A 25,194-nucleotide genomic window follows, 5' to 3' on the forward strand; every position below is an offset into this window, starting at 1 on the left:
GATGATAGGGACAAAAAAGACTGGCGGCATTCAATCCACCAGTCTTACTTGGTTCCCTGGGAGTGAGCTGATGCCGTCGTTGCCAACGTCTTCAACCCAGTTCCAGTCTCTGCCCTTTTCCCTCCTCTCGAAGTGATCCGGATCACTGGGCAAGAACCCCTCAGCTAGCGGCAAAGGTTAAAACAAGGGCAATTGCTGCTCTTCCCCCTCAGCAAGGCTTGCAGGCTCCGGCTCCTCCCCGTTGGCATTTCCCTCCAGCAAGGGATCTGAGGCTTCCGATAGCAACTGACGAGCGGCCGCTAGCAACTCGTTGCGCAAGGGGGCCAGATCGCTGCGGTCAGCCAGATACTGCTCTAGAGCCGTCAGAGGCTCAAGTCGGTTGGGATCCAAGCCGGGCAAGCGGATGCGCTCAGGGCTGACCACCTCCGGGGCAATGGTATAGCTAAAGGCAGAGGCAAGAGCCTGGTGGAGGGCCCGCTCGTCGAGGCAATCCAGTTGGTCGGGGCGGAGGCGGTAGATGAGGCGCAGGATGGAGCCGGCTACAGGGGCTTTGGCGATAGCCTCTAGCAGCTTGGCCTGCACCTGCTGGGGGGGATAGGGGGTGAGATCAAGGCGAATGGTGTGAAAGGTACGGGTAGGCAAGGGCCAAAACTCGTAGCTGGCCCCCGTGGGCGTAACCTCTGCCAATACACAGCCTTTTTCCTCCTTTTCCTCGCCGAAGTCCAACCGCTCGATGCTGCCGGGATAGATCACTAACGGCTCCCGACAGAGCACCTGGTGGCAGTGGACATGCCCCAAAGCTACGTACTGGTAGGCCGGCCGCGCCAGCAGCGACAGGGGCACCGTCAGTCCTTTACCCAGCGAAAGATGCCGCTCGGCCCCGTGGCGGGCTGTATCCACCATTACATGAGCCAGCAAAATCGCCGGGATCCCTGGCTGCAACCTGCGGGTCTCGCCTTCCAGAGCCAAATCCAGGCGCCGCAGAAGCTCCTGGACCAACACTTCAGGGTCAAGGCCCCAGGCCTCCTGGTGGGCCAGCAGGGTGGAGCGGTTTAGCCAAGGCAGGGTGGTTACCTGAACCGGGCCGCTGCGAGTTTCAATCCAATGGGTCTGCAGCCGATCCCCCACAACGAACCCTGCCACCCCCAGGGCTCGGTAGATGGCTAGGCTGTTGCCCTCCTGGCCCTGCCCGTATTGGTCGTGGTTGCCTACCAGGAGAACGGTCGGGATGCCGGCATCGGCCAAGCGACGAAACTGTTGGGCAAAGAGTTCTTGGTGCCGAGGGGGCGGCGTCGCATCAGGAAAGGCATCTCCCCCAAACAGCACTAAATCCACAGCTTGATCGAGGGCAAGGTCAATGCACCGCTGTAAGGAAGCCACAAAATCCTCCAAGCGGGTGTTCAATCCTGTGGCCGGGTTGATGGAGCCATGGGCTAAACCACCGCCCAAATGGATATCAGAAAGATGCAGCAGCTTCACCATCTCAGCAGCCCCTCTCTCACCTCGACTCCTGGCTGCCAAGTTCCACGCCCAAGCCGCGATCCCTGCCTAAGCTAAGCTTCTCGGCGCGGTCGGGCCCACTCCAGCCGTAAGGGCCGACCCATAAACTCCTGACCGTTGGCAACGTCAATGGCTTCTTCTTCCTCTGCCTTGGTGGCCAACTCCACAAATGCAAAGCCACGTGTCTGGCCCGTTTCTCGGTCTACTGGGATGGTAACCGACTTAACGTTCCACCGCTGTTGGAAGAAGGCTTTGAGATCTTCAGGTGAGGCTTTATAGTTTAGGTTTCCCACAAAAATGGTCATAGCAATGGAAGCAAAGCAAGGCCCAGGTCAGCAAGAGCAGCAGCCCCAGCTCAAGGTACTTCACTTCTACCACGGCGCCTTGCCCGCTTGCCCAAAATAACAAGACGTAAAGGAATCCTTGCTTAAAAATCTTCGCATTTCCCTATCCAAAATACACCCTTGTCAAACTCTGGGGGACCGGACTTTTTCTGCAGCCTTGTTGGGATCTCCAAGAGTTTCCTCCCCCGCCTAGCTACCGGGGCTTGACATCTTGTTGCAGCTTGTTAAGGAGGATTGTTAAAATATGTGTTGTCCTGCCTTACCCGTCAGGATCAAGGCGGGAACATCACCTACCCCGAAGCCTCTTGAGGTGACGATAATGGAAGAAACGCCAGGTCTTCCCTTGGAGCAAGAATTTCGCCAGCGGGCTTTTGAGATGTTGGTGGCTCGCATGAGCCCCGAGCAAGCTAAGGACATCCTGGTCAAGCTGCACAAGCAGATGCTACTGCAGGAGGTTACCTATCGCCAGTTGCTGCGCCACTTCCTCAACGCCTAGGGGTATATGAATGCCCTTTCGCTGCCTACCTGGTGGATTCACGTGGCCAGCGTCTTGGAGTGGCTAGCGGCCATTGTTTTGGTTTGGCAGTTTGGGGAGCGAATGGGGCGGCCAGAATGGCGAAGTTTAAGCTGGGCGATGCTGCCGGCGCTGGTGGGGGCCATGTGTGCCATTACCTGGCATTGGTTTGACAATGACCCCACGTTAGAGTGGGTAGTAACTGCCCAGGCGGGGTTTACCCTGCTGGGCAACTGTACGCTGGCAGGGGCAGCCTACCACATTTGGCGGGCTGAGCAAGCAGATAAGTGATGAACAGCTTGTTTGCCCTCTCTTTGTTCCCCTACTTGCTCTTTTTGTTTTTCCTGTCGCGGCTGCGTCGGATCCCGCGCCTGGCGTTGGTTGGCTTTTGGCTGCTGCTGCTTTTTGTGGCTGTCAGCATCCCGGCAGGGTTGTACGCCCAGAGGCATTACGGTACTTCTTTAGCCAATGTGGATCTCCTCCATGGAGGGGCAGAGGCTTTCCTCACCCTCTCCAACATTTTGGTGGCTCTGGGCTTCAAGCAAGCCCTTGACCAGCACGCTCAGGGATCCCCGAAGAGCCCAGAGTAGTCGTGATCCCTCAGGCCTCCGCCAGGCCTCCCTTGGAGTTGGAGGGCAATTGCAAGCAGGTGTAGAATGAAGCTACCAGCTAGCCTAGTTCCCTGGAAGAGACCTGCCTGATGGTGGCCACACTTTCTGTCCCCAAAGTTAAACTCAAAAACCCACCGCTGCGCATCTACCGCATGGGGGACAAGGTGCTGCGGCAACCAGCCAAGCGTATTAGTCAAGTCAACGACGAGATCCGCCAGCTGGCGCGAGACATGCTGCAGACCATGTACAGTTCTGATGGCATTGGTCTAGCGGCGCCGCAGGTGGGTATTCACAAGCGCTTGATTGTGGTGGACATCTATCCCGATAAGCCAGAGGTGCCGCCGCTGGTACTGATTAATCCAGAGATTCGGGAGTACTTTGGCGGGATGGTGGCCGCTCAGGAGGGGTGCCTAAGCATTCCAGGTGTCTTCTGGGAGGTTCTGCGGCCGCAGGGAGTGGTGGTGTCGTTTAAAGATGAAACCGGGCGGCCCCGCACAATCCAAGCCGATGACCTGCTAGCGCGGGTCATCCAACACGAAATTGATCATCTCAACGGCGTGCTGTTCGTAGATTACGTGGAAAACGAACTGCTGCTGGATCAGGAGCTGCGCAAGCACGGCTTCCAGATGCAGGATGTGCAACGCAGAGCTAGCCCAGCTGTTACTCCCTCCCTGAACCCTTGCTAGGATTTCCGCAGGCGCTGCGCTAAGAGCTGTTCCTCCAGAGCGGCAATGCGGCTATAGGCAGCAGTTAGCTGCGCACTCAAGCGCTGAATCTGGGCCTCAGGGGCAAGATCATAGGTTGGCTTGCAGTTGCTTACAGGCGGGTCCTCCTCCAGCAAAAGGTTACGGCTTCCATCTCCAACTAAGTCGGAGTTGAGAGCGCTGTAGTAGGAGGAGGCGGGTACAGCTTTTTTGGCCTCCTGCCGCGCCAGGAGGGCAGCAACCACCTGCTCTGGCATCCGCTCAATTGCAGCTTTCAGCTCCTGAATTTGCAACTCCAGACGCTCAAAATAGTGCTGCAAGGTTTCGCTCATAGCCACCCTGCTTTCAACTCTTTACTTTCATTGAAAGAGACAAGGTCCGCTCCTCCCTCTCTTTCCCCAGATCATTTAACGATTGAACAAAAATGCAGAATTCCCCTCCTCCCCCCTCCCTACAAGGGGGTTACACTTTGCCAGTGTTCGCAGTGGCTGCCGCTAAGGCTGCCCTTCACCACCTGCTCAAGATTCCCTTGCCGCAGGAGGGCGGTTGCCCGGCCGTGGCAGTGCAGGTGGAGCCGGAGGGGGGATCCCCTACGGCCGGGATCAGGATCCCGGTGGAGCAAGTGGCGGCTTTGTCGGAGGACACGGCGTTGGCCATCACCCGCTCGGATCCTGGCCCCCACCTGGATCTCACCCGCAATACACCGGTCTGGGGGTGGGTGGCTCTGGAGGAAAAAGATCCCACTGCTTCCCCTTTGCTCCTAGAAGCTGGAGAGGGGCTGGGACGACGCGCCGACGGCAGCCCGGCCATCTCTGCCTACGCCCGGCGCCTGTTTGAGATCAATCTTTTGCCCGGGATCCCGGATGGGTATCGCCTACGGGTGCGCATCATCTTGCCGGAAGGCAAGCTGCTGGCAGAACGCACCTCGAATGCCGCTTTTGGGGTGCTGGAGGGGCTGGCTCTCTTGGGGACGCGAGCAGAGGTGGAGCCTTCTGCCACTGCCGAGAGCCTGGAGCGGGCCCGCTGCGAATTGCAGCAGAAGTTGGAAAAGCACAGGCATCTGGCCTTTTGTGTCGGCAGCCACGGGCAGCAGGTGGCGCTGCAACAAGGGATCCCGGCAGAGCAGATCCTACTGGTGGCCAACTGGATTGGGCCGCTGCTGGTGGAAGCAGGGTTGCGGGGGGCGGAGTTGGTTCATCTAATCGGCTACCACGGCAAGCTAATCAAGCTGGCGGGGGGCATCTTCACCACCTCCAGCCATGTGGCTGATGCTCGTCTAGAGATTCTGGCGGCAGCTCTAATCCGCAGCGGGGGAGCAGCTGAACAGGCGCGGCAGGTGCTAGAGCTAAGGACGGTGGAGGCGGCGGTGCAGTATCTCAAGGAGCTGGGCTGGGCAAAGCCGGTGCTGCAGGAGCTGGCCCGCCAGATCCGCGAGCGGGCGACAGCCTATGTGCAAAAGTATGCTGGCCGCTCCCTAGAGCTGGCGGTAACGTTGTTTGATCGGCAGGGGCAAGTTTGCGCCCAGGTAGGGCAGGGATTTGGGCCTCAGTTTGCCGAGACCCTCTAGCTCAAATCTCGCGGTTTTCAGCGACTCTGGGAGTTGAGCTAAGTTGGATCCAAAGCTACTCAGGGATCTCACCAGTGGCCACTGCTTCCGCGGCTTCTTCCCAGCCTGCTCTCCTGGAGATAGTGGCTTGCTTACAGGCAGCCCTGAGTTCCCTAGAGCTGGGCTATCTCCAAGTCCAGGCGCGTCTTTCCGGCCACCGTCTGCTGCTGCGTTTAGAGGGGGATCCCCTCCCCAATCCGGATTGGCTGCTGCAGCGCCTCTTGCCAACCCTGGAGCAACTGGCGCTGACCCACCGGCACTGCCAGGTGGAGCTGTTCGGCTTTCCCCCCAACGAAGGGATCCCGGAGTGGCACCGCGAGTGGCGCTACCAGCCACCGCCTAACCCCAATAGCCCTCTGTACCGTGCCCAGCAGGGGGATGTGGAGGCCATCCAGTACGTGCTCAGCTACCTGCTGCGCCCAGAAGGGATCCAGACCCGTGTTCATCTGCATCCTAAGCTGGGCCTCTTACAGGTGAACTTACAGGCAGCGGAAGTTCCGGATCCGGCTTGGGCCAAGGATTTTGTGCGGCGGGTCTTGACCCGCCTGGAATGGGCCTTTGTGCAGCGGCTGCGGCTTTCCGGGCAAAAGCTGGGCGCTTTCTTTCCAGCCTGGAGCCAAGAGTTCGATCTCAAACAGCCTGCCTTTTGGCAGGCCCCCCCGGCCAGACTTTCTCCCTTTCCTTCTCCAGCGCCTGACACTGGCGAGCCCTCCCCACCTTCCCCTACCCCTCTAGACTAAAGGGCAGGGCTCAGAGGGGTCGGCCATGCGGGTTGTTTTCTTTGGGACGCCGGAGTTTGCTCTGCCCTCGCTGCAGCTCCTGTTGCAGCGGCAGTCTCTCTTTGAAGTAGTGGGCTTGGTCTGCCAGCCGGATCGGCCGCAGGGACGAGGGCAGAAGGTACTCCCGCCGCCCACTAAGGTTCTTGCCCAAGCCCATGGGATCCCGGTGTGGCAGCCTGTCCGGCTGCGGCGGGATCCAGAGGTGCTGGCGGCGCTAGAGGCGCTGGCTGCCGATGTGTTTGTGGTGGTGGCCTATGGCCAAATCCTGCCGCCGGCGGTGCTGCAGATGCCCAGGTTGGGCTGCGTCAATGTCCACGCTTCCCTTCTGCCGGCTTACCGCGGCGCTGCCCCCATCCAGTGGGCCATTGCCAACGGCGAGACCGAGACCGGCGTCACCACCATGCTCATGGACGAGGGCCTGGATACGGGAGCCATCTTGCTGCAGGCCAAGCTGCCCATTGGGCCAGAGCAGACTGGGCTGGAACTGGCCTCCCAACTGGCCCAACTGGGGGCCGAGCTACTGGTGGAAACCCTGGTGAAACTAGAAAAAGGAGAGATCACCCCCATCCCCCAGGATGACTCGCGGGCCACCTATGCCCCCCTCCTTAAAAAGCAGGACTTCCAGCTCGATTGGCGGCGCCCAGCCCAGGCCTTGCATAACCAAATCCGCGCCTTTTCTCCCGACTGTTTTACCGGCTTGCAGGGAAAACGGATTAAGATTGTCCGCTCTGCCGCTCCCCAGTTGCATCCACCCCCTGACCCTCTTCCCCAGGGCAGCCCCGGAGAAGTGGTGGGGTTGGCCAAAGGAGAAGGGGTGTATGTGGCTACTGGGGAGGGATCCCTTCTCATCCGGCGGGCCCAACTGCCCGGCAGGAAAGAACAGTCGGCCTGGGACTTGGTCAACGGCGGCCAACTCAGGGTGGGCATGCGCTTTGAGGTGCTGCCGGATCCCTAGCCCCCCTCTTCCCGTGGGAGAGGGGCTGGGGGTGCTACTCCGGCTGGGGAAACTCCTCCCACAGGCGGGTGTGCTGGCGCAGGCTAAGGAACTGGCCGCCGCCGAGAATGAGGTGATCCAAAACCGGGATCTGCAGCAGTTGCCCCGCCTGCAAGAGTTGCCGCGTCAGGGCAAGATCCTCCGGGCTGGGATCCAAACTGCCGGAGGGATGGTTGTGGGCCACCAGGATGCGGCTGGCTCCTTGCTTGATGGCGCTGCGGAAGGTTTCCCGCGGGTGGGTGAGGGTTTCCGTGGCGGTTCCCCGGGTTACAATCTGCTGGCCAATGAGGCGGTGTTTGATGTCCAGGTGCAGGACGGCAAAGTGCTCTTGGGTCTCCCACATCAGGTCGCCGCTTAGGGCCATGGCCGCCTGTTCTGGCGATTCAATCACCGTCCGCTCGGGTGGTCGGGCCAAAAAGATCCGCCGCCCCAGCTCGATGGCGGCCAACACTGTTGCTGCTTTGGCTGGGCCAATGCCCTCAATTTGCAGCAGCTCTCCGGCTTCCAGCTGGCGCAGTTGGGCTAAGGGATCCCCCTGGGCTTCCAATTTTTTCAAGAGCAACTGGGCCAGGCCAACGGCTGAGAGCTTGCCCGGCCCCTGGCCGGTATTGAGCAAAATGGCCAGCAGCTCCGCGTGGGAGAGGCTTTTGGCCCCCTGGCTGAGCAGTCGCTCGCGCGGGCGATCCTGAAGGGGAAGGTCGCTGATACGCAACACGTACTGGCTCATCTTGCGGCTAAGGCAGAGAAGAGGTTTTTTTCAACAGCCAAAAGGGGCTGCGGCGCTCTACGACCTGCCAAGTTGCTGCTAGCTCAGCTACAAAGGGATCCCAGGTCACCAGATAGTCGGGCACCTGCCAGGCGGCCAGCTCCTCCAGGTTGGCGGCATAGGGCACCCGCAGCGGGCCATAAAAATAGGGTACAAACGACCGCAGCCCATAAAGGCCAACCCTTCCCAAAAGAGCCGGTTCTGGGCCGGCAAACTGGCGGAAAAAGTAGATGGATCCCCCCTGGGTATGCTGCAACACCCGCGGGAAAACCCAGCTCCAGGCCAACTGAGCGCTTAGTCCGGTGGCCAAGAGCAAGATGGCCCATCCCCGAACGCTGTGCCGCGCTCTAATCCAGGCCAGTCCCCCCAACGCCAGGAGCCCAGCAGGGCCATAGGTGAAGAAAGGCCATTCTACCTCGGCCTGCAGATACCCCAGGGCCAAGCTGCCCGCTAGGCTCTCAAAAAGGTCGGCAAGCGGGATCCCCAAAGCCGCCAATCCCTTCTCGACCCTCGGCAGCAGCAGGACGGGATCCTGGGATCCCAGCCAGGGCAATAGCAGCCACAGGGCTAGCCAAAACAAGCCGCTCAGCAGGATCCAGCCGCCTTCCCAAACGCTGAGTTGAGCCTCTCTTGATCCCAGGCGTTGCAGGCGCAGGGCAGCAAAGTAGGCCCCAATAGGGTAAAGCAGCGAGGTGTAGTGGATCAACTTGGTTTGCACCAAGAGCGAAAACAGGGCCAGCACCACCCCGAAGGCCACCAACAGCAGGCGTTCTGCCCGCTGAGTTAAATCCGCCGCTGCCGAGTTACTGTGCCTGTGGAGGCTGGCCAAGATCTCGGCCAAGGCCAGAGCCGCCCAGGGAAAACACCCTAGAGCAAAGGCCAAGAGATGCAGGTAAACTGGGCCGGGGTGGCCGCTGGGGGTACTCACCAAACCCCACTGGTAGTGCCAAAACGCCGCCAGCCACTGCAGCCCCCGCGCCGCTGCTTCCAGCGCCAGCCAGGCCAGAGGAATAGCCCCCGCCAAGCCAAGGAAGGCCACCATCTCCCCCCACCGCCCTGGCGGATCCCCCTGCCAGAGCTTGTAGAGGGCCCAGATGCCCAGCGGCAACACCAGCCCCACGGGTCCTTTGGCCAACACCGCTAGGCCCAAGGCCAGCGCGCCCAGGGCGTTCCACCCCTGCCCGGAGCGGCCGGAGCGACGGGCCTCGTCAGCAGCCCAAAGGGATCCCAGCCCCACGCCCATGCCCAAATTCAACAGCGGGTCGATGAGGCCGGTTTTGTAGAAAAACAAAGGCAGGTAGCCCGTCAGGAGCAGGATCCCCCAGAGGCAGCCAAACCCCACCCCGCGCAGCCGCGCTCCCCACGCCCCCAAGAGGGCCACCGTGATGCCGCCGGCAAACGCATTGGGTAGCCGCGCTGCCCCTTCGTTGACCCCCAGGGCCGCCATTGCCAACGCCTGCAGCCAGAAAAACAGAGGCGGCTTCTCGTAGAAGGGCTCGCCGTTGATCTGCAAAGCCAGGGGATCGCCGCTGGATAGCATCTGCCGCGCCAAGCTGGCGTAAATGAGCTCGTCCCAGTCAAACAGGTAAGGGATCCCTTGGCCCGCCCCCAGCCACAGGAGGGCCAAAAGCCCCATTCCTAGGGATCCCTGGAGGCCGCCAAGAAGCCTAGCCATGGAAGGCTTCCAGCGGCACCACCCGGCCCACACTGGCGGGCGAGCGCAAAAGGCGCAGTAGGTGAGCGGCTAAGGTGGATCCCTCGATCTCGGCGGGCATCTCCACCCCACACCAACGGCTGGAGCTCTCCTGCAGGGCCGCCACCCAATCGGGAGTTAGGGATCCCCGCGCCACCCCAATCAGTTGCGGCAGCGGCTCCTGGCGATAGAGCCCGATCCAACGCACGCCCAGCCGAAACGGCCCAGGCCGAAAACGGCGGTTGGGACTGCCGTCCGCTTCAAATTTGCTCAGCATCAGTTGCAGCGAATAGATCTGGCGGGTATTCAAAGGGGGAGCGGCAACCCGGCGGGCGCGAAAGGTGGGCACCATCTCGGCAAAAGGAACCTGGACGGTCTGCTCCTCCCCTGGAGTGGTGTCGAAGGCGTAGCCGTAGGCCGGGCTGTCCCAGCCCCCTTGATCCCGCAGTAGAACCTTGTAGCGCTGTCCATCGCCCCGTAGCCGCAGCTCCAGCCCGGCAAACTCCGACGCATCCAGAGGCGGCTGCCAATTGCGGGTGCGCGTGGAAACAAAGCCGCCGAAGTTGGCCGTGGAAACCTGGCCTGTAAACAGCAGCTCACCCTCCCCCCAGAGCAGTTGGCTTTGACTCACCCCGCCCATCACCACATCGTCGAGGATGCCCCAGAACTGGTTCAGCTGGGGATCGGGCTGGCGGAAGTCAAAGAGCAGCTGTTCTGTTTGGCCGCTGCGGCGCAGGCGCTCTAGGTAGGCCTTAGCTTTCTCCCGGTTCTCCAGACCGAGGATGACCCTGGCTGTCACCTCATCCCCTCTCTCCTGGACTTCTGCCCCTTGCTGGCGCAGCGCCTCTGCCAAACCCTCAGGCAGGCCATTGCCCAAAAGCAGCAAGGGAAGGGAAGTAGCGGGCGTTAGAGAAGGAGGCATAAAGTAAGCGGCTGGGCTTGGAAAGCCATTCTGCAGCCAGCGCCAGAAGTTAGCAAAGGGGAGCACCTCGTAGTAGGTGAGGGTGTTCCAAAACCGCCCCAGATCCCAGGTCATGGTTTAGCTACTCCAAAACGCGCCCTACCTAGCTCCTGCAAGAAGAGGATCCCCATTTTCCAGCGTAGGCAAAAAACAGGTTAGCCGCTGGGACCGGCAAGCAGGACCTTGATGTGGGCGGCAATGCGCTGGGCAGCGCCTGGGGAGCCAATGCGCCGTTGACCGTGGGCCCGCAGCTGGGCGGCGTAAGTGGGATCCTTGGCCAGGCGGTCCAGAATTTGGCAGAGCACGCCAGGGGCCTGCTGCGGCGAAGTGAGGTGAACGGCGGATCCCAGAAGGCGACTTTGGGCTTCGGCAAAGCGGGGAGTAAATTGCGGCCCCTCCCCCGGCAGCGTCACCACCGGTTTCCCTAGACCGACGCATTGTTCCGTGGCTGTCCCCGCCATGGCCAACACCGCCGTAGCTCGGTGGGCACAGGTGCCGAAATCCCCCCACACCAGCAGCAAGTCGCGGCGCCGGGGCGGAATCTTCTCCTGAAGAGGCGCCCGCTCCAGGGTGGGGCTGAGGGCTGCATAAACTTGGATCTCCAGCGGCAGTTGCTCGACCACCTGCATCATCAAGGCCCAGTTACGGTAGGCTTCCGGAGGGCGGGATCCCGGCAGCAGCAGCACCGCAGGCCGGTCGGGATCTAAAGGTAATTCTCCCCGCGGCTCCAGACCATCCATCATGGGGTTGCCCAGGTAGAAGGCTCTCAGGCCCCGTTGCTGCAGGGCGGTTGCCGTCAGCTCATCCCGTAAAAAAGAACCTAGGCAGCGCCGGTGGGCCATCAGCCAGCGCTCCCAGGGCAAGTAATCGGAAACCGGCTGTCCCAGCCAAGAGCGGTGGTAGGGCCCCCGTTCGTCCCGCCAGTAGTAGTCCGACTTGGCCGTGCCCACAAAGACGTAGGGGATCCCGCTCCACCACGCCATGGCCAGGGGCACAATGTCTCCCACGGCTAGCACCAGCTCCACCTGAGGGGCTAGGCGGCGCACCAGGGCCAGTTGCTTTCCTGTCAGGCCCAACAGGCCAGCGCGCAGATCTCGCCACAACTGCCGCCAATCCTGGTAGATAAACCCCCCCGAAGGCATTACCCGAGTTAGGGGCAGCAGTGGGATCTCTTGCCGTCGATACGCCACACCTTCCCCTACAATTGGCAGGGCCTGCACTGAGATCCCCAGTTGGGTGAGGGCTGAGGCAATGCGGCTAGCCACCTCGTCTTCTCCGTGGCCATTGCTTAGGCACAGCACCCGCGCCGGCATTGGTGGATTCAAGGGCATTCCTACAGCTTGGTGGCAACTCCAAACCTCGCCAGGGCAGGGGATCCCATGGCGTCGATCAGATCCCCTCAATTAAAATAGAGCCAACCCAAGGGGGGAAGCTAGGGAATGCTCCGGAACGACCGCCAACGAGCTGAGTTGATCGCTGCAGTGGAGACCCTACAGCTGGAAGGCCCTTACTTTGTCGAAACACGTCTTTTGCGCCAGCGAGGGCCGTTCTGGCGGGCGGTAAAGGATGTGCCAGCCGGTCAGCCCTGGTGGGAGATCCGCTACTTCCCTGCCTGCAGCTGCTACGCTTGGGCCTACCTGCCGGAAGGGACTGGCCCCCGCGAGTTTGGCTGGGGCCACACGCCGCAGCAGGCTTTCCTCAACGCCCTCTGGCAACGGACTCCGTCTGCCCCCTAGGGTAGGCAGGAGGGAGACCCCTCCATCAGAGTTGGGGATAGGGATCCCCTTTACTTCCACCTATGTACCTATGAAACCCCAGGCCATTGCCCGGATTCTCGATGCCAACCTTGACCGTGCTCGCGAAGGGCTGCGGGTCCTGGAGGAGTGGTTTCGCTTTGGCCTAGAAAACGGCGAGCTGGCTGGCGAATGCAAGGCGATGCGCCAGGCCCTAGCTCGTTGGCACAGCGACCCGCTGCGGTTGGCCCGCGACACCTCTGCCGACCCGGGCACCCAGATCTCCCATCCCCAGGAAGAGGAGCGGCGGGATCTCAGTCACCTGTTGCAGGCCAATTGCAGCCGCGTCCAGGAGGCGCTGCGGGTGCTGGAAGAATACGGCAAGCTGGCTGAATCCCACCAGTGGGTGGCCCCTGGGTTAGCCAAGCTGGCCAAAGACATGCGCTACCACCTCTACGTTCTTGAAAGTGAGCTGCTGGGCAGATCCCTGCGCCGGCGGCTTTTGGCAGCTCGCCTCTACCTAGTCACTAGCCCGGTGCCCAACTGGCTGGAGGTGGTGGAGAAGGCGCTGCGGGGGGGGGTAACCTTGGTACAGTACCGCCGCAAGAACCTCCCCGATAGGGAGATGCTCTGGGATCTCAAACAGCTGCGGCAGCTGTGCGACCGCTATCAGGCGTTGATGATTGTTAACGACCGGGTGGACTTGGCTTTGGTCAGCCAGGCGGACGGCGTGCACCTAGGCCAGACAGATCTGCCGGTTGCCCAAGCCCGGCATCTGCTGGGATCCCAGCGCCTAATTGGCCTCTCCACCACCAACGCTGAGGAGCTGGCCCAAGCCCTCAGTAGCGGCGTGGACTACATCGGCGTCGGCCCTGTCTATGCCACTCCCACCAAAGCAGAAAAACCCCCTGCTGGTCTGGAGTACGTGCGCCTAGCCGCTGAGAAGGCCCATCTGCCCTGGTTTGCCATCGGCGGCATTGATCTCCACAACCTGCCGGAGGTGCGCCAGGCTGGCGCCAGCCGCGTAGCTGTGGTGCGGGCCCTGATGGAAGCGGCGGATCCCACCCAGACTGCCCGCGCCATGTTGGCGGAGCTGCAAGGGATCCCTGCTCTATCCTGAAGTATAGACCCCGAATCCTCTCAAGACCTTTCTAACTCCCGATGGCAGAAGCCGCAAAAGATCTCACTGAGCTCACTCGGCAAAGGGAAAGCAGTGGGGATCCCGGCTTGACTGGGATTGCCACTGAGGTGCAAGGGGAGCTGATCCAGGAGCTGGATCTGATGATCCGGGCCCGCTACCCCCTGATCTACCTGGTTTCCCCCGAAGAGGAGCCGGCGGACGCCGTGCTCGTGCAAGTAGCCAAGAGAACCAATCCGCCGCGGCGGCTGCTGTTTTGGGATTTGGTGCGGGGCTGGCAGGATACTGGCGAAGACCGCGGCTCCATCATGGCCGCCCTAGGGCGGGTGTGGCGCTCGGCCCCCCAGGAAGACACCCTGTTTGTGCTGCGGGATCTGCACTTTGTGCTGCGCAATGCCAGCAGTGAGAAAAACGCCCCCATCCTGCGGGAGCTGAAGAACCTCAGCCGCGAGCTCAAGCGCACCCGCAAGACGCTGATCCTGCTCAGCCACACCCTGGAAGTGCCCAGCGACTTAGCCGAGGAGATCACTGTTGTCGATATTCCCCTGCCCAACAGCGAGGAGATCAACCGCCTCATCCAGCTCTACGTGGCCCCGGAAAAGCTAAAGCTCAGCCCTCTAGGTCGTGAGCAACTGGTCAAGGCCTGTCAGGGGCTGAGCCGGGAGCGCATCCGCCGCGTTTTGGCCCGCGCCTTGGCCGCCAAGCAGGAGGTGAACGAGGCCGACATTGACCTGGTGTTGGAGGAGAAAAAGCAGGCCATCCGCCAGACCGGCATCCTGGAGTTTTTCACCGCCCGCGAGACCCTAAAAAGCGTGGGCGGGCTGGACAACCTCAAAGCTTGGGTGCGGGTGCGCCAGGAAGCCTTTACCGAAGAGGCGCGGCGCTACGGCCTGCCCAACCCCAAGGGGGTGCTGCTGGTGGGGATCCAGGGCACCGGCAAATCCCTCTCCGCCAAGACCATTGCCAATGAGTGGCGGCTGCCACTGTTGCGGCTGGATGTTGGGCGGCTGTTTGCTGGCATTGTGGGGGAATCGGAAAGCCGCGTGCGCCAGATGATCCAACTGGCGGAGGCCATGGCCCCCTGTGTGCTCTGGATTGACGAAATTGACAAGGCCTTTGGCAACATCACCAGCGGCGCCGACGGCGATTCGGGCACCAGCCGCCGGGTGTTTGGCAGCCTGATTACCTGGATGCAGGAGAAAACCAGCCCGGTCTTCATCGTGGCCACGGCCAACAACGTGCCCCTCTTGCCGCCGGAGCTGTTGCGCAAGGGCCGCTTTGACGAGATCTTTTTCCTCAACCTGCCCACCCACGCCGAGCGCAAGGAGATCTTCCGGGTACACCTGCAGCGGCTACGCCCCAGCCGGCTGCGGGAGTTTGACCTGGATGCCTTGGCAGCGGCTGCCCAGAACTTCAGTGGCGCTGAGATTGAGCAGGCCATTGTAGATGCTATGTACAACGCCTTTGGGGGCAGCGGCAGCGGCGCTCGGCGTGACTTCACCCAGGAAGACATCCTACAGGCCATCCGCGAAACCGTGCCCCTGGCCTCCATTGCCCGCGACCAGATCGAAAGTCTCAAGTGCTGGGCTGCCCAAGCAGGCGCTAGAACTGCCTCCCAGGATGCCCAGGTGCTGCAGGAAATGAAGCAATGTTTTGCGGCTTCGTAGAGGGAATCCCCAAATCTTCTCGGCTCGAAGGAAGCAAGCGTTAGCACTCCCGCCAACTCGCAGTCCACAAACCGACGCGTAAAGGCGTTGTCAAACCTTCCCTCCCCAGTTCCTGAGGCAAAGCCCCAAGGTTCTGCTTAACTTTCTTTAGCAAGTTGGGCTGGAAGCGCCTCTTTCTCGCGTAAGACCCGCGCAGAGGCTGGCCACCGGTCGGTTTTTTCACTGGCACCGGGCAGCTCGTTTGCCTCCAAGAAGCTGGCTTTTGCCCTGTAGCTATGCAAGCTGCATGAGCTTACGGGCTTTTCCGCCCGGCACTCAAGTACAGGGCCACCAAGCTATCCCGTTGGGAAACCCGCCAGGCTCAGCTTCAAGCCCTGGAGTCGGATTCCCGGCAGGCGGCTCGACTTGCCACTTTCCCTTCCTGAGCGCTACTGACCTCTCTGGGGGCGGATGGTTGAGACAACCGCCCTTTCAGGGATCCCGTCGTGTCACAATGGGTAAAAATTGGCTTTTTTTGTCTTGGCGCTGTGCTCAAGCCCCTCTACTACCGCGAGATCCCTTGCCCAGATACTGCTCAAGTGCTGCGCTGGCTGCAGGAGCACCTGCCTCTGCCTACGGGCAGCCAAAAGGTGCTTACCCCCAGCGGTCTGCGCCTAGAGGGATCCGGAGCCAAGCTGGCCGTTTTCCTCTGGTCGGGGCTGAACACCACCTATCTCAAGATCTTTCAGTGGTCAGAGCGGCCTTTCCCCCGGCAGGATCGCTGGCTAAAGGAAGTGGAGAGGGCCATCCAAAGCCAATTTCCCCACCGCTACCCGCAGTTGCCAGAGGTCGATCCCAGCCAGGGATCCATCTTTGAGCAACTGGAGCCTTTTTACCCGCAAACGGTGAAGTATTTCCGCCGCATTCCCAACGGCGAGTTCGACCTGCAGCGGGTTTACTGGTGGGAGAAGCGCTGGCGGGAAGAAGTGCAATCCCCCCATCCTCAGCGGCAGCCGGTGCTGTTTCGCCGGCCCACCCCAGAGCCCGCCCCTCAAGCGTGGGACTTGGTGATCGTGGGCGGAGCGCTGGGGGCCATCTACGGCGCGGCCATGGCCCGCCTGGGCTATCGTGTAGCCTTGGTGGAACGGCTCCCCTTTGGCCGCATGAATCGGGAGTGGAACATCTCGCGGCGGGAGCTGCAGACGCTGGTGGAGTTTGGCCTCCTCAGCCCTGAGCAGATGGAGAGCCTGATCCTACGGGAATACACCGATGGGTTTAGCAAGTTTTTTGATGGCAACAGCCCCGTGCGCGCCCCCGTCTTGCACACGCCGACGGTGCTCAATCTGGCCATCGATGCCGAAAAGCTCCTGCAGCTCTGTGGCCAGATCCTAAGCTCCTGTGGCGGCGCCATCTATGAGCGCAGCGAGTTTCAGCGGGCCTACATCGAGGAGCAGGGCGTCACGGTGGTGGTTAAGGACTTAACCACTCAAGAAGCGTTCTCTCTGGGAGCCCGCCTGTTGGTGGATGCCATGGGGACAGCCTCCCCCATTGCCCAGCAGCTCTACGGCCGCCGCGCCTTTGACAGCGTCTGCCCAACGGTGGGGGCCACCATTGCAGGGGGGTTTGAGCCAGGGGTTTGGGATCCCCAATTTGGCGACATCCTCGCCAGCCACGGGGACATCAGCCGCGGTCGGCAACTTATCTGGGAACTATTCCCTGGGCCAGGGGAGGATCTCACCTTCTACCTGTTCCACTACCACCAGGTACACCCAGAAAACCCGGGATCCCTCTTGGAGTTGTACGAAGACTTTTTTACCATCCTGCCCGAGTACCGCCGCTGTGACCCGGAGCGTCTGCAGTGGAAAAAGGCCACCTTTGGCTATATCCCCGGGCGCTTTGGCCGGCAGCCAGCTCCCAAGGAGCCCTTCGATCGTGTCCTCTTGATTGGGGATGCGGCAGCCCTGCAATCACCCCTGAGCTTTACGGGGTTTGGATCCCTGGTGCGCAACTGCCCCCGCCTGTGCGAGTTGCTGGATACAGCCTTGCGCCATGACCTGCTAAAAGCCGCCGACCTAGCCCAGATTCGCGCCTACCAAGGTAACTCAGCGGTGACCTGGTTGTTTTCCTGCGGCATGATGGTGCCCACTGGTAAAGTGCTGCCGCCCGAGCGCATTAACGCTATCCTCAACAGCTTTTTCGGCATCCTCACCACCGAGCCGCCCGAGGTGGTGGACGACTTTATCAAAGACCGAGCCGGTTGGCTGGCCTTTAACCGCATGGCCGTCAAAGCCGCTCTGCAGAACCCACGGCTGCTAGGGTGGATCTGGGAGGCAGTGGGGGCAGAAGGCTTTGCCCGCTGGCTGCCCACCTACTTTAGCTACACTGGCCTGGCCTTCCTCTCGGCCCTCCTGGGAAGTTGGTTCCCCAAGCTGTTGCGGCGCCTACAGCCCTGGCTGGAGCCCCGCTACCCCCGGCTGTGGTTGCGCTGCCTGAGCTGGAGCTACACCCTCACCTACGGGGTAGGCCGGCCGCGCCTGGAGTTTCATCTTCCTGCCCCTTCTTCTCCTGCGCCGCCAAGCGTCCAAAATCCAATACCAGCCTAGGCCGGAGACTTTCATCGCACCGGTTGTTTCTAGGCTTTCGCCCTCTTGAAACCACCGTCTCTCTGATGTCTGTAGGAGAGGCGGGTGCCGACTGTTAAACTCGCAAAAAATCTCGACGAGTGCTAGCATTCCTTACTTTGGTTTGCTAGCAGTTTTCTCCCTTATCTGCGCAGGATTGTTCACCAGAGCGCTCATCAGGCAAGGCTCCCCGCTTGGGTGCCGAAGCATCCCCTCCCCAGGGAGTGGCTGGCGGAAAAAGAGTTCTGCCCGCCTGCTTTTAGCCTTGGCAATTGGCCCAAGTTGAGTATAATCAGTGCCTATCATCTATTAACCTTCAGGTTCAGGCCGATGAGGGTTGGGAAGGGATCCCAGCGTGAATCGGTCAAGAGCTTGGTCGACCTCTTTTTGCATTTTCGCCTCCGTAGAGCTGGATCCAATGGTTTATACCTTTGAGATCATCGGCGTTGCGCCTGCCCTTGAGTTCTTCTATCAGCAGCAGGAGCTGGCAAAGCGGCCTTGTGGGGTAGAGTACTTAGGCACCCGCCCTTGCACCCTGGATGCGCTGTTGCAGTCTTTGGAAGAGCTGCCGGCGCGGCGGGGCTGGGACTGGGATCAATTGGTCGAAGCGGTGATCCGCTTTTGGTGCAGCAACCCCGATTTGGTGAGTTTGTGGCGGTCTCGCTTGCGGGACGCCGGGGAAGATGCCCTGTTGGTCTCACGGGTAGGGCACATCCAATCCCTACAGCGGGAGTTTGAGTGGCTGCTCAACCAATCATAAAGCGGGTAGGCTAAGGGCAGGATTGGTTGGTGACTACCTATGAGCGACACCGTCTTCAGCAAGATCATTCGCAGGGAGATCCCGGCCCAGATTGTCTACGAAGATGAGCGGGCCATCGCCTTCAAAGACATTGCCCCTCAAGCCCCTGTCCACATCTTGGTAGTGCCCAAGGAGCCTATCCCCGGCATTGCCCAGGCCAAGCCCGAACACGAAGCATTGCTGGGGCACCTGCTGCTGACGGCTCAGCGGGTGGCTGCCGAAGCTGGCCTAAGCAAAGGTTATCGCTTGGTCATCAACCAAGGAGAAGATGGCGGTCAAACCGTCTTTCACCTGCACATCCACGTCCTGGGCGGTCGGGCAATGGGCTGGCCGCCAGGCTAGTTCTGGGTTTCCCCCAGCTAGAATGCTGGGAGGGCGGCTGGTGCACGAGGTCTAGGGGCAATGGAGTGGCATGTCACCGATGCGGAAAGCCTGATGATCATTGACCAGGAGGTGGGTAAGCACGAGCTTTCCCCCGCCGAATATGAGGTGGTGCGTCGGGTGATTTACGCTACGGCAGACTTCGAGTATCTCCACCTCCTCCGTTTTGCTAACGAGGCGCTGCAGGCGGGGGCGGCGGCTTTGGCGGCGCGCACCACCATTGTGGTGGACGAGCCAATGGTGCAGGTGGGCATTGCACGAGCGGTGCAGAACACCTTTTCCAATCCCATCTACTGCGGCAGCGAAGCTGTCACCCGTCCCCAAAAAGATAAGACCCGCTCTGCTTGGGGATTGGAAACGCTGGCCCAACGCTATCCTGAGGCCATCTTTATCGTTGGCCAATCCCAGACGGCTCTTTCCACGTTGGTGCAGTTAATCGCCGAGAAAGAGGTGGCCCCTGCTTTGGTAATTGCCACGCCGGCTGGGTTTGTGGATGTGGTGAAAGCCAAGCGGGAGCTGGCCGATTCCATGGTGCCCCACATTCGCACCGAGGGACGTAAGGGCGGCCCTGCCGTGGCGGCGGCGGTCTTGGATGGACTTTTGGACTTGGCTTGGCAGGCCTATGTGCGAGCCAGCAGCCCAGACCCTCCGGGCAAATCGGTTACCGGCTAGCTAAGTCCGATCTGAATCACAGTTTCGGCGGGATCCCGGTCACTCCTTCTTCCCTCCAGCCCTGGCAAGATAAGAGCCATCTTCTCAGTGCCAGAGCGAAGAAGTGGCCTGGGAAGCGGCTAGTCGAAGGGGGATCCGGTTATGCGTCAGTTTATCCGAGTTTGGGGAAGCGGCTGGCTTTTGGCGTTGACCTTGGCCGGGGGAGGGTGGGCCCAAATGGATCCCAATCGGGTGGCGGCTCTCCCGGCGCCGCCAGACCTCGACCAGAGGGAAGCTCAGCTCAGCCCTTACCAGCGCTGGCAACAGCAGCATGCTGCTGCGGAGATTCCGTTCGAGGGGATCTTCTACCACCTCTTGCAGGAGGCGGAACAAAGACCAGAAGGACTGCCTTTTCCCCTGCAGCCAGCTGGGATCCCTTTAGGAGAAGGTAGCCCTTTTTTCCTACGTGCCAACGGGCTGGTCTACCGAGTGTCCTATTGAAAGAGGGGAAGTGCTTGCGTATTTCTCCTCCTGAACCTCTCCTCTTCCCCAGGGAGGGGGATCAGGGGTTCAGTAATGATTTCCCACCTTGCGATGGTGGACAGCGGTGAGGCCCTCCAGATTGGAGACCCGCCCGGCTTCCACGGTGCTGTACACCACCCAGTGGTCGCTGGTTTCTAGGCGGCTGGCCACGCGGCACTCCAAGTAGGCCAAGGCATCGGCAAGGATAGGGGATCCGTTGGCGGCGGGGTAGGTCTTGATGCCAGCAAAGCGGTCAGCTCCCGGCGGGAAGCGCTTTAGGAAGTGGCGCATCAGGGACTGGTGATGGCCCTCCTGCAGCACATTGAGAACAAAGGTGTCCCCTACCTGCAGGAAGGACTCAATTGCCCGATCCTTAGCCACGGCAACGCTGATCCCTGGGGGATCGCTGCTGGCCTGGGCCACCCAGGAGGCGAGCATGGCGCTGGTGGCCTGCCCTTTGCGGGCGGTGAGGATGTAGAGGCCATTGCTGATGCGGCCCAGGGCGCGATCCAGGTCGGCATCCAGGGCTTTCATCTGCTGAATGTTGCGATCCCGGGTCAGCCACTGCCCCAGGTCAGTGCCAGCTTCTTCGGCCAGTTGCAGCAGAGTTTCGTTGACAGGTTGCTTAAGGAGAATGGGAGGGAACACCTCTTTGGCGCCCAGCTCCTGCAGCGTGTTGCGGCAGAGGTAGACCGACTCATCATCTTCACCGCCCGACTCGAAGAGGCCAAAGCCTTGTTTGCTGTGGGCAGAGGCCAAGAGGGTTTTCAGCAGCACCTGGGTGGTGGCCGCGTCTGGCCCTGATTGGGGCGGCATGCCTATCACCACACCTGCGGCTAGGCTCATCAGCTCCCGCACCTCGTGGGCATCCAGCAGCCGCAGATCCAGCAGCTCGACGGCAACCCCGGTTTTTTGAATCCCGCGGGCAAGGGCTTGGGCCAGCGTTTCCGCCTGGCCGTAGCCCGACAGGTAGAACACGGCCGCTAGGCGCTCGGCTTTGGCCTGCTCTAGGCTCCAGGTGCGGTAGTGCTCCACCCAGTCGGACAAGTGATGGCGCAGCAGAGGGCCGTGGCCAGTGGCAATGGCAGCGATGGGAGGCAGGGCCTCCATGCGCTTGAGGGCAGACAACACCGAGCGGGCATTGGGCCCCATGAGGCAGTCGTAGTAGAGCTTAAAGTCTGCCTGTAGCAGGTGGGGATGCTCGTCCCAGGCCAAGTCGTCGCAGTAGTGCATCCCAAACACATCACAGGTGTAGAGGATCTGGGTGCCGTGGTCGTAGGTGAGGATGGTGTCGGGCCAGTGCAGGTTGGGGGCAGAGATAAACTCCAGGACATGCCCCTTGCCCAGATCCAGGCGATCCCCCTGCTTTACCACCAGGTGCCGGAAGGGCCGATGCACGAGGTTTTCCAGAAATTGCACGGCCACTTTGGAGGCTACCACTGTCATTTGGGGGGCTAGCTCCAGCAGATCCCCGACTAGGCCGCTGTGATCTGGCTCAGTGTGGCTAACCACCAAGTAGTCGATGGTGGCCGGATCCAGGATGCCTTGCAGCAGATCCAAGTACAGCTGGCGAAACTTTTCGTGGGAGGTGTCAATCAGGGCCACCTTCTCCCCGCGGATCAAAAAGGAGTTGTAGGTCGTGCCATTTTCCAGGGCAAATTCAATGTCAAACCGATCCCGATCCCAGTCCTGGGAGCGGATGGCCAGGGTGTCGGCCCCAATGGGCAGAGTTTGCAGCGTAAGATGAGCTGAACGCGGTGCAACTGCCGTAGCGGCCATGTTTCCCCCTCTGCCAAATGGCAACTTTACTTAACACTCATCGTAACCCTGATGTAACTGGATGTTGAGGCAGCTAGGCGCAGGAGGACAGCGGCCAAGTTTTGATTTTCTAATGAAATGCTTCAGGGATCCCCAAACTCCCGACCCCCAAAGGAAGTGGAAGCAAAGGCTGCGGCAAATTGGGCCAGGGTGTGGCGCAGTTGATCCAAGTTTTGGCCGGTGGCAGCGGAGACAAAGAGAGCCTTAGGATAAAGCAGGCGCACATCCTCTACCCATTCGGGATCGAGGCGGTCAATTTTGTTAAACACCAGTTGTCGCGGGCCAGTGGCCAGGGGCATCTCGTCCAGTAATTTTTCCACCGCCTCGATTTGCCCTTCCCAGTTGGGGTGGGAGAGATCCACCACGTGCAGCAGGGCATCCGCCTCCGTTACCTCCTCCAGGGTGGCTTGGAAGGCCTCCACCAGTTGCTCAGGCAGCTCGGTTAAAAAGCCCACCGTGTCGGTCAACAGCACCGCCTGCTGGCCGGGCAAATCCAGCCGCCGCGTGGTGGGATCCAGGGTGGCAAAGAGTTGGTCAGCCACGTAGACCTGGGCGTGGGTGAGGGCGTTGAGAAGGGTGGATTTGCCGGCGTTGGTGTAGCCCACCAGGGCCACCATGGGGATCTGGGATCCCTCCCGTCGCTGGCGCAGCCGCTGGCGGTGGCGGCGCAGCTCTTCCACTTCTTGCTGCAGCTTGCTAATGCGCCGCTGGATGGCCCGCCGCTCCATTTCCAATTGGGTTTCCCCCGGCCCACGGGTGCCAATTCCACCCCCCAGCCGCGACATGGTGCGACCGCGACCAGCCAGGCGCGGCAGCAGATACTGCAGTTGCGCCAGTTCCACCTGCAACTTCCCGGCTCGGGTTCTGGCCCGCTGGGCAAAGATGTCTAGGATCACCTCGCTGCGATCCACCACCCGCACCCCCAGGGCCTCTTCTAGGTTGCGCACCTGGCTGGGGGTGAGCTCCCGGTCGAACACCACCAGGTTGGCCCCCAAATCCTGCACCAGCAGGGCCAACTCCTGGACCTTACCCGAGCCGATAACGGTGGCGGAATCGGGGCCCTCCCGCCGCTGCCAAAGGGTGTGGAGCACCTGGCCGCCGGCGCTTTCCACCAGGCGGCCCAGTTCCGCCAAGGCGTCCATGAGATCCTCGTAGCTCTGTCCCGGCTTCTGCAGCCCCACCAGGATGGCCCGCTCCTGCTGGGGATCCACCTGGTGAGCGCTTGCTTGGCGGCGAAAGCCATCTTCTAGCTCCGCCACCAGCTCCTGCAGATCCTGCTCTGCCAGGATCCCTAAGGGCAAAGGCTCAGAAACCTGCCAACGGCGCTCTTCCTCCGGCACCAGATGGGCTAGGTAGGCGCACTTGATAAAGCCTGTGGCCCCTCCTCCGCGGCGCAGCCGTCCCTCTAAAGGGGATACCGACAGGGTAATAAGAGCGTCCAGCCGCTGTAGGGCCATGGCTGTCAGGGCTTTTTGGCTAGGCCCCCCCGCCCCCACCTGGGTGGTGATGCAGCGGATCCCAGAGAGGCGCTCCGCCCCCTGGCGCGGCAGCTCCCAAGCCGGGATCTGGGTTTCAAAAGGGGATCCCAGCCCCACGCGAATTACTTGGCCGCGCCGGTTGAGGTAAACACTAATGGGCTGGCCTTCCAGATCTTGGGTGAGGGCTCCCAGCCGTTGGGCAAACTCCACCGTCACCAGACAGTTGGGGGGCAGGCGCAGTTGGTAGAGCCGTTGCAGTTGCTTGCGCTGGTAGGGCTTTAGCCCCTTGGCCTGGGCAAAGCGAAAACCGAGGTCATTCTGCTGGCGAGAGGTGCCAACCCTGGGCATAGGGAGAGGGAAAGACCCGAAAAGAGGCTTTCCTCTACCATATACGCTAGTAGCCAGCAGGAACTTGAGGAAAGCAGCGGCAGCAAACCCTAGACAAGGGATCCCTGGAGCAAACTTGCTTTTGAGCAAGAAAATGGTCAAGCTGGGTTGGGAAGAGGGGGATGGATGTAATCTTGCGTCGGGCCAACTTGCCGGATGGCCGTAAGGGAGTGGATATCGGCATTGAGGGAGACCGCATCGTTGCCCTGGAGGTGAATCTGCAGGCCACCGCTCCCCAGGAAATCGATGTGAGTGGCCGCTTGGTGTCACCCCCCTTTGTGGATGCCCACTTTCACCTGGATGCCACCCTCACCTACGGGATCCCGCGCGTCAACCAATCGGGCACCTTGCTGGAAGGGATCGCCCTTTGGGGGGAGTTGAAGCCGCTGCTGACGCCAGAGGCAGTGATGGAGCGGGCCTTGACCTACTGCGACTGGGCGGTGGCGCGCGGGATCCTGGCCATCCGCGCCCATGTGGATGTGTGCGATCCCAACCTGTTGGCGGTGCGGGCCTTGCTGGAAGTCAAGCAAAAGGTTGCTCCCTACCTGGATTTGCAACTGGTGGCCTTTCCCCAAGATGGCTACTACCGCTCGCCGGGAGCGGTGCAGCTCTTGGAGAAGGCCCTGGACTTGGGGGTGGAGGTGGTGGGTGGGATCCCCCACTTTGAGCGGACGATGGCTGAAGGAGCAGCTTCGGTGCGGGCCCTGTGCGAGATTGCGGCGGCGCGGGGGCTGCGGGTGGACCTGCACTGCGACGAGACAGACGATCCGCTTTCGCGCCACGTGGAGACCTTGGCCTATGAAACGCTGCGGCTGGGCTTGCAGGGGCGGGTGGCCGCCTCCCACCTCACCTCAATGCACTCCATGGACAACGCCTACGTGAGCAAACTCATCCCCCTGATGGCCGAGGCAGAGCTGGGGGTGATCGCCAACCCGCTGGTGAACCTAGTGCTGCAGGGCCGCCAGGACACCTACCCCAAGCGGCGGGGGCTGACGCGGGTGCCGGAGCTGATGGCCGCCGGGCTGACAGTAGCTTTTGGCCAGGACTGCGTGATGGATCCCTGGTACCCCCTAGGCAGCGGCAACATGCTAGAGGTGGCCCACATGGCAGTCCACGCTGCCCAAATGACGGGCTATGAGCAGATGCGCCAGTGCTTCTTGGCGGTCACAGAAAACGGCGCCCGCCTGCTGGGCCTGGAGGGCTATGGGCTCAAGCCCGGCTGCTACGCCGATTTGGTGGTGCTGCAAGCTGCCGATGTGGTGGAGGCCCTTCGCCTCAAGCCACCCTGTCTGTACGTTTTCCGCCGCGGCCGCCTCATTGCCCAAACCCCGCCGGTGGCTACTCAGCTCCATTTGCCCGGGCGCCCGGCCCAGGTAGACTTCACCCGCCAGCTTTAACGTAAGGTGCGGAATTCCCCACGGTCTATACGGTGGGGATGGATAGCACCCTCTGACTGATTCTGGATGTATTCCTTCACAATTTCTAGGCAGCAAATCATGCCAAAGCCTAGCCCTTCCCAATACACTTTAGTGACCAGTATTTTGTTAC

The 25,194-nt window shown here is 61.2% G+C and carries 25 protein-coding genes; 16 read left to right on the forward strand and 9 right to left on the reverse strand.

Annotated elements, in window-relative coordinates; genetic code table 11:
• Window positions 1-177: 177 nt before the first annotated feature.
• Together NW822_RS03555 and NW822_RS03560 are read right to left on the reverse strand one after the other, a co-directional pair.
• Complete coding sequence (locus tag NW822_RS03555; protein WP_414403542.1) at window positions 178-1,482, reverse strand: metallophosphoesterase family protein; 1,305 nt, start codon at window positions 1,480-1,482, stop codon at window positions 178-180.
• Window positions 1,483-1,553: 71 nt separating this feature from the next.
• Entirely contained in the window at window positions 1,554-1,805 is a 252-nt protein-coding gene (locus NW822_RS03560; RefSeq protein ID WP_414361123.1) for an RNA recognition motif domain-containing protein, read from the reverse strand.
• Window positions 1,806-2,163: 358 nt separating this feature from the next.
• Between NW822_RS03560 and NW822_RS03565 the strand changes: the two genes are divergently transcribed.
• The 4 genes from NW822_RS03565 (at window position 2,164) to def (ending at window position 3,655) form a co-directional block, all read left to right on the forward strand.
• Window positions 2,164-2,340, forward strand: coding sequence for an NblA/ycf18 family protein (locus NW822_RS03565; protein ID WP_414361125.1), 177 nt, complete (start codon window positions 2,164-2,166; stop codon window positions 2,338-2,340).
• Window positions 2,341-2,346: 6 nt separating this feature from the next.
• On the forward strand, window positions 2,347-2,649 hold the full coding sequence (locus NW822_RS03570; RefSeq protein WP_414361126.1) for a DUF2499 domain-containing protein: 303 nt from the start codon (window positions 2,347-2,349) through the stop codon (window positions 2,647-2,649).
• Complete coding sequence (locus NW822_RS03575) at window positions 2,649-2,948, forward strand: DUF3593 domain-containing protein (protein WP_414361128.1); 300 nt, start codon at window positions 2,649-2,651, stop codon at window positions 2,946-2,948. Before NW822_RS03570 ends, NW822_RS03575 begins: the two co-directional genes overlap by 1 nt.
• A gap of 110 nt (window positions 2,949-3,058) precedes the next feature.
• Entirely contained in the window at window positions 3,059-3,655 is a 597-nt protein-coding gene (def, locus tag NW822_RS03580) for a peptide deformylase (RefSeq protein ID WP_414361130.1), read from the forward strand.
• On the opposite strand, the gene NW822_RS03585 is transcribed toward def, so the two are convergent.
• The gene (locus NW822_RS03585; RefSeq protein ID WP_414403543.1) at window positions 3,652-4,005 is read right to left on the reverse strand and encodes a hypothetical protein; all 354 of its coding nucleotides are present in this window, start codon (window positions 4,003-4,005) and stop codon (window positions 3,652-3,654) included. The genes def and NW822_RS03585 overlap by 4 nt on opposite strands.
• A 92-nt stretch (window positions 4,006-4,097) precedes the next feature.
• Between NW822_RS03585 and cbiD the strand changes: the two genes are divergently transcribed.
• From cbiD to fmt, 3 genes are all read left to right on the forward strand, one after another.
• On the forward strand, window positions 4,098-5,240 hold the full coding sequence (cbiD, locus tag NW822_RS03590; protein ID WP_414403544.1) for a cobalt-precorrin-5B (C(1))-methyltransferase CbiD: 1,143 nt from the start codon (window positions 4,098-4,100) through the stop codon (window positions 5,238-5,240).
• 74 nt (window positions 5,241-5,314) lie between these two features.
• Window positions 5,315-6,019, forward strand: a complete 705-nt coding sequence (locus tag NW822_RS03595; protein ID WP_414361134.1) for a hypothetical protein — start codon at window positions 5,315-5,317, stop codon at window positions 6,017-6,019.
• A gap of 25 nt (window positions 6,020-6,044) precedes the next feature.
• Entirely contained in the window at window positions 6,045-7,013 is a 969-nt protein-coding gene (gene fmt, locus NW822_RS03600) for a methionyl-tRNA formyltransferase (RefSeq protein ID WP_414403545.1), read from the forward strand.
• Window positions 7,014-7,047: 34 nt separating this feature from the next.
• Here the strand turns inward: fmt and radC are convergent, their stop codons facing one another.
• The 4 genes from radC to NW822_RS03620 form a co-directional block, all read right to left on the reverse strand.
• Window positions 7,048-7,779: a RadC family protein gene (gene radC / locus NW822_RS03605; RefSeq protein ID WP_414361138.1), complete on the reverse strand. Its 732-nt coding sequence runs from the start codon at window positions 7,777-7,779 to the stop codon at window positions 7,048-7,050.
• A 7-nt stretch (window positions 7,780-7,786) separates the two neighbouring features.
• On the reverse strand, window positions 7,787-9,493 hold the full coding sequence (locus tag NW822_RS03610) for an ArnT family glycosyltransferase (protein WP_414403546.1): 1,707 nt from the start codon (window positions 9,491-9,493) through the stop codon (window positions 7,787-7,789).
• The gene (locus tag NW822_RS03615) at window positions 9,486-10,547 is read right to left on the reverse strand and encodes a CIA30 family protein (protein WP_414403547.1); all 1,062 of its coding nucleotides are present in this window, start codon (window positions 10,545-10,547) and stop codon (window positions 9,486-9,488) included. The genes NW822_RS03610 and NW822_RS03615 overlap by 8 nt, the downstream gene beginning before the upstream one ends.
• 80 nt (window positions 10,548-10,627) lie before the next feature.
• Window positions 10,628-11,797: a lipid-A-disaccharide synthase-related protein gene (locus NW822_RS03620; RefSeq protein ID WP_414403548.1), complete on the reverse strand. Its 1,170-nt coding sequence runs from the start codon at window positions 11,795-11,797 to the stop codon at window positions 10,628-10,630.
• Between the two features lie 114 nt (window positions 11,798-11,911).
• On the opposite strand from NW822_RS03620, the gene NW822_RS03625 reads away from it, so the two are divergent.
• The 8 genes from NW822_RS03625 (at window position 11,912) to NW822_RS03660 (ending at window position 19,942) form a co-directional block, all read left to right on the forward strand.
• Window positions 11,912-12,208 (forward strand): hypothetical protein, encoded by a 297-nt coding sequence (locus NW822_RS03625; protein ID WP_414361144.1) that lies wholly within the window; start codon window positions 11,912-11,914, stop codon window positions 12,206-12,208.
• A 70-nt stretch (window positions 12,209-12,278) separates the two neighbouring features.
• The gene (locus NW822_RS03630) at window positions 12,279-13,325 is read left to right on the forward strand and encodes a thiamine phosphate synthase (RefSeq protein WP_414403562.1); all 1,047 of its coding nucleotides are present in this window, start codon (window positions 12,279-12,281) and stop codon (window positions 13,323-13,325) included.
• A gap of 161 nt (window positions 13,326-13,486) precedes the next feature.
• Window positions 13,487-15,010 (forward strand): AAA family ATPase, encoded by a 1,524-nt coding sequence (locus NW822_RS03635; protein ID WP_414403563.1) that lies wholly within the window; start codon window positions 13,487-13,489, stop codon window positions 15,008-15,010.
• 485 nt (window positions 15,011-15,495) lie between these two features.
• Window positions 15,496-17,592, forward strand: a complete 2,097-nt coding sequence (locus NW822_RS03640; RefSeq protein WP_414403549.1) for an FAD-dependent oxidoreductase — start codon at window positions 15,496-15,498, stop codon at window positions 17,590-17,592.
• Between the two features lie 436 nt (window positions 17,593-18,028).
• Window positions 18,029-18,370, forward strand: a complete 342-nt coding sequence (locus tag NW822_RS03645; protein WP_414361148.1) for a hypothetical protein — start codon at window positions 18,029-18,031, stop codon at window positions 18,368-18,370.
• A gap of 39 nt (window positions 18,371-18,409) precedes the next feature.
• A complete protein-coding gene (locus NW822_RS03650) occupies window positions 18,410-18,751 on the forward strand; it encodes a histidine triad nucleotide-binding protein (RefSeq protein ID WP_414361150.1) in 342 nt (113 codons plus the stop codon).
• Between the two features lie 60 nt (window positions 18,752-18,811).
• Entirely contained in the window at window positions 18,812-19,462 is a 651-nt protein-coding gene (locus NW822_RS03655; RefSeq protein WP_414403550.1) for a precorrin-8X methylmutase, read from the forward strand.
• Window positions 19,463-19,603: 141 nt separating this feature from the next.
• Complete coding sequence (locus NW822_RS03660; RefSeq protein ID WP_414403551.1) at window positions 19,604-19,942, forward strand: hypothetical protein; 339 nt, start codon at window positions 19,604-19,606, stop codon at window positions 19,940-19,942.
• A gap of 69 nt (window positions 19,943-20,011) precedes the next feature.
• On the opposite strand, the gene NW822_RS03665 is transcribed toward NW822_RS03660, so the two are convergent.
• Both NW822_RS03665 and hflX read right to left on the reverse strand, forming a co-directional pair.
• Window positions 20,012-21,742, reverse strand: a complete 1,731-nt coding sequence (locus NW822_RS03665) for a diflavin flavoprotein (protein WP_414403552.1) — start codon at window positions 21,740-21,742, stop codon at window positions 20,012-20,014.
• Between the two features lie 122 nt (window positions 21,743-21,864).
• Window positions 21,865-23,607 carry a GTPase HflX gene (gene hflX, locus NW822_RS03670; protein WP_414403553.1) on the reverse strand — a complete coding sequence of 581 codons (1,743 nt, stop codon included), beginning with the start codon at window positions 23,605-23,607 and terminating at the stop codon, window positions 21,865-21,867.
• A gap of 161 nt (window positions 23,608-23,768) precedes the next feature.
• Between hflX and NW822_RS03675 the strand changes: the two genes are divergently transcribed.
• Window positions 23,769-25,043, forward strand: a complete 1,275-nt coding sequence (locus NW822_RS03675) for an amidohydrolase family protein (protein ID WP_414403554.1) — start codon at window positions 23,769-23,771, stop codon at window positions 25,041-25,043.
• The last annotated feature ends 151 nt before the right edge of the window (window positions 25,044-25,194 follow it).

The organism is Synechococcus sp. H70.2 (assembly GCF_047462275.1).
In the GTDB taxonomy this organism is placed as follows: Bacteria; Cyanobacteriota; Cyanobacteriia; order Thermostichales; family Thermostichaceae; genus Thermostichus.

Bases quoted from the DNA above. Each gene is read 5' to 3' on its own strand.
- NW822_RS03635 (WP_414403563.1), top strand. From the start codon at position 13,487: ATGATCCGGGCCCGCTACCCCCTGATCTACCTGGTTTCCCCCGAAGAG.
- NW822_RS03630 (WP_414403562.1), top strand. From the start codon at position 12,279: ATGAAACCCCAGGCCATTGCCCGGATTCTCGATGCCAACCTTGACCGT.
- NW822_RS03555 (WP_414403542.1), bottom strand. From the start codon at position 1,482: ATGGTGAAGCTGCTGCATCTTTCTGATATCCATTTGGGCGGTGGTTTA.
- fmt (WP_414403545.1), top strand. From the start codon at position 6,045: ATGCGGGTTGTTTTCTTTGGGACGCCGGAGTTTGCTCTGCCCTCGCTG.
- NW822_RS03615 (WP_414403547.1), bottom strand. From the start codon at position 10,547: ATGACCTGGGATCTGGGGCGGTTTTGGAACACCCTCACCTACTACGAG.
- NW822_RS03570 (WP_414361126.1), top strand. From the start codon at position 2,347: ATGAATGCCCTTTCGCTGCCTACCTGGTGGATTCACGTGGCCAGCGTC.
- def (WP_414361130.1), top strand. From the start codon at position 3,059: ATGGTGGCCACACTTTCTGTCCCCAAAGTTAAACTCAAAAACCCACCG.
- hflX (WP_414403553.1), bottom strand. From the start codon at position 23,607: ATGCCCAGGGTTGGCACCTCTCGCCAGCAGAATGACCTCGGTTTTCGC.
- NW822_RS03625 (WP_414361144.1), top strand. From the start codon at position 11,912: ATGCTCCGGAACGACCGCCAACGAGCTGAGTTGATCGCTGCAGTGGAG.
- NW822_RS03585 (WP_414403543.1), bottom strand. From the start codon at position 4,005: ATGAGCGAAACCTTGCAGCACTATTTTGAGCGTCTGGAGTTGCAAATT.
- NW822_RS03575 (WP_414361128.1), top strand. From the start codon at position 2,649: ATGAACAGCTTGTTTGCCCTCTCTTTGTTCCCCTACTTGCTCTTTTTG.
- NW822_RS03650 (WP_414361150.1), top strand. From the start codon at position 18,410: ATGAGCGACACCGTCTTCAGCAAGATCATTCGCAGGGAGATCCCGGCC.
- cbiD (WP_414403544.1), top strand. From the start codon at position 4,098: ATGCAGAATTCCCCTCCTCCCCCCTCCCTACAAGGGGGTTACACTTTG.
- NW822_RS03655 (WP_414403550.1), top strand. From the start codon at position 18,812: ATGGAGTGGCATGTCACCGATGCGGAAAGCCTGATGATCATTGACCAG.
- NW822_RS03610 (WP_414403546.1), bottom strand. From the start codon at position 9,493: ATGGCTAGGCTTCTTGGCGGCCTCCAGGGATCCCTAGGAATGGGGCTT.
- NW822_RS03645 (WP_414361148.1), top strand. From the start codon at position 18,029: ATGGTTTATACCTTTGAGATCATCGGCGTTGCGCCTGCCCTTGAGTTC.
- NW822_RS03660 (WP_414403551.1), top strand. From the start codon at position 19,604: ATGCGTCAGTTTATCCGAGTTTGGGGAAGCGGCTGGCTTTTGGCGTTG.
- radC (WP_414361138.1), bottom strand. From the start codon at position 7,779: ATGAGCCAGTACGTGTTGCGTATCAGCGACCTTCCCCTTCAGGATCGC.
- NW822_RS03565 (WP_414361125.1), top strand. From the start codon at position 2,164: ATGGAAGAAACGCCAGGTCTTCCCTTGGAGCAAGAATTTCGCCAGCGG.
- NW822_RS03665 (WP_414403552.1), bottom strand. From the start codon at position 21,742: ATGGCCGCTACGGCAGTTGCACCGCGTTCAGCTCATCTTACGCTGCAA.
- NW822_RS03675 (WP_414403554.1), top strand. From the start codon at position 23,769: ATGGATGTAATCTTGCGTCGGGCCAACTTGCCGGATGGCCGTAAGGGA.
- NW822_RS03560 (WP_414361123.1), bottom strand. From the start codon at position 1,805: ATGACCATTTTTGTGGGAAACCTAAACTATAAAGCCTCACCTGAAGAT.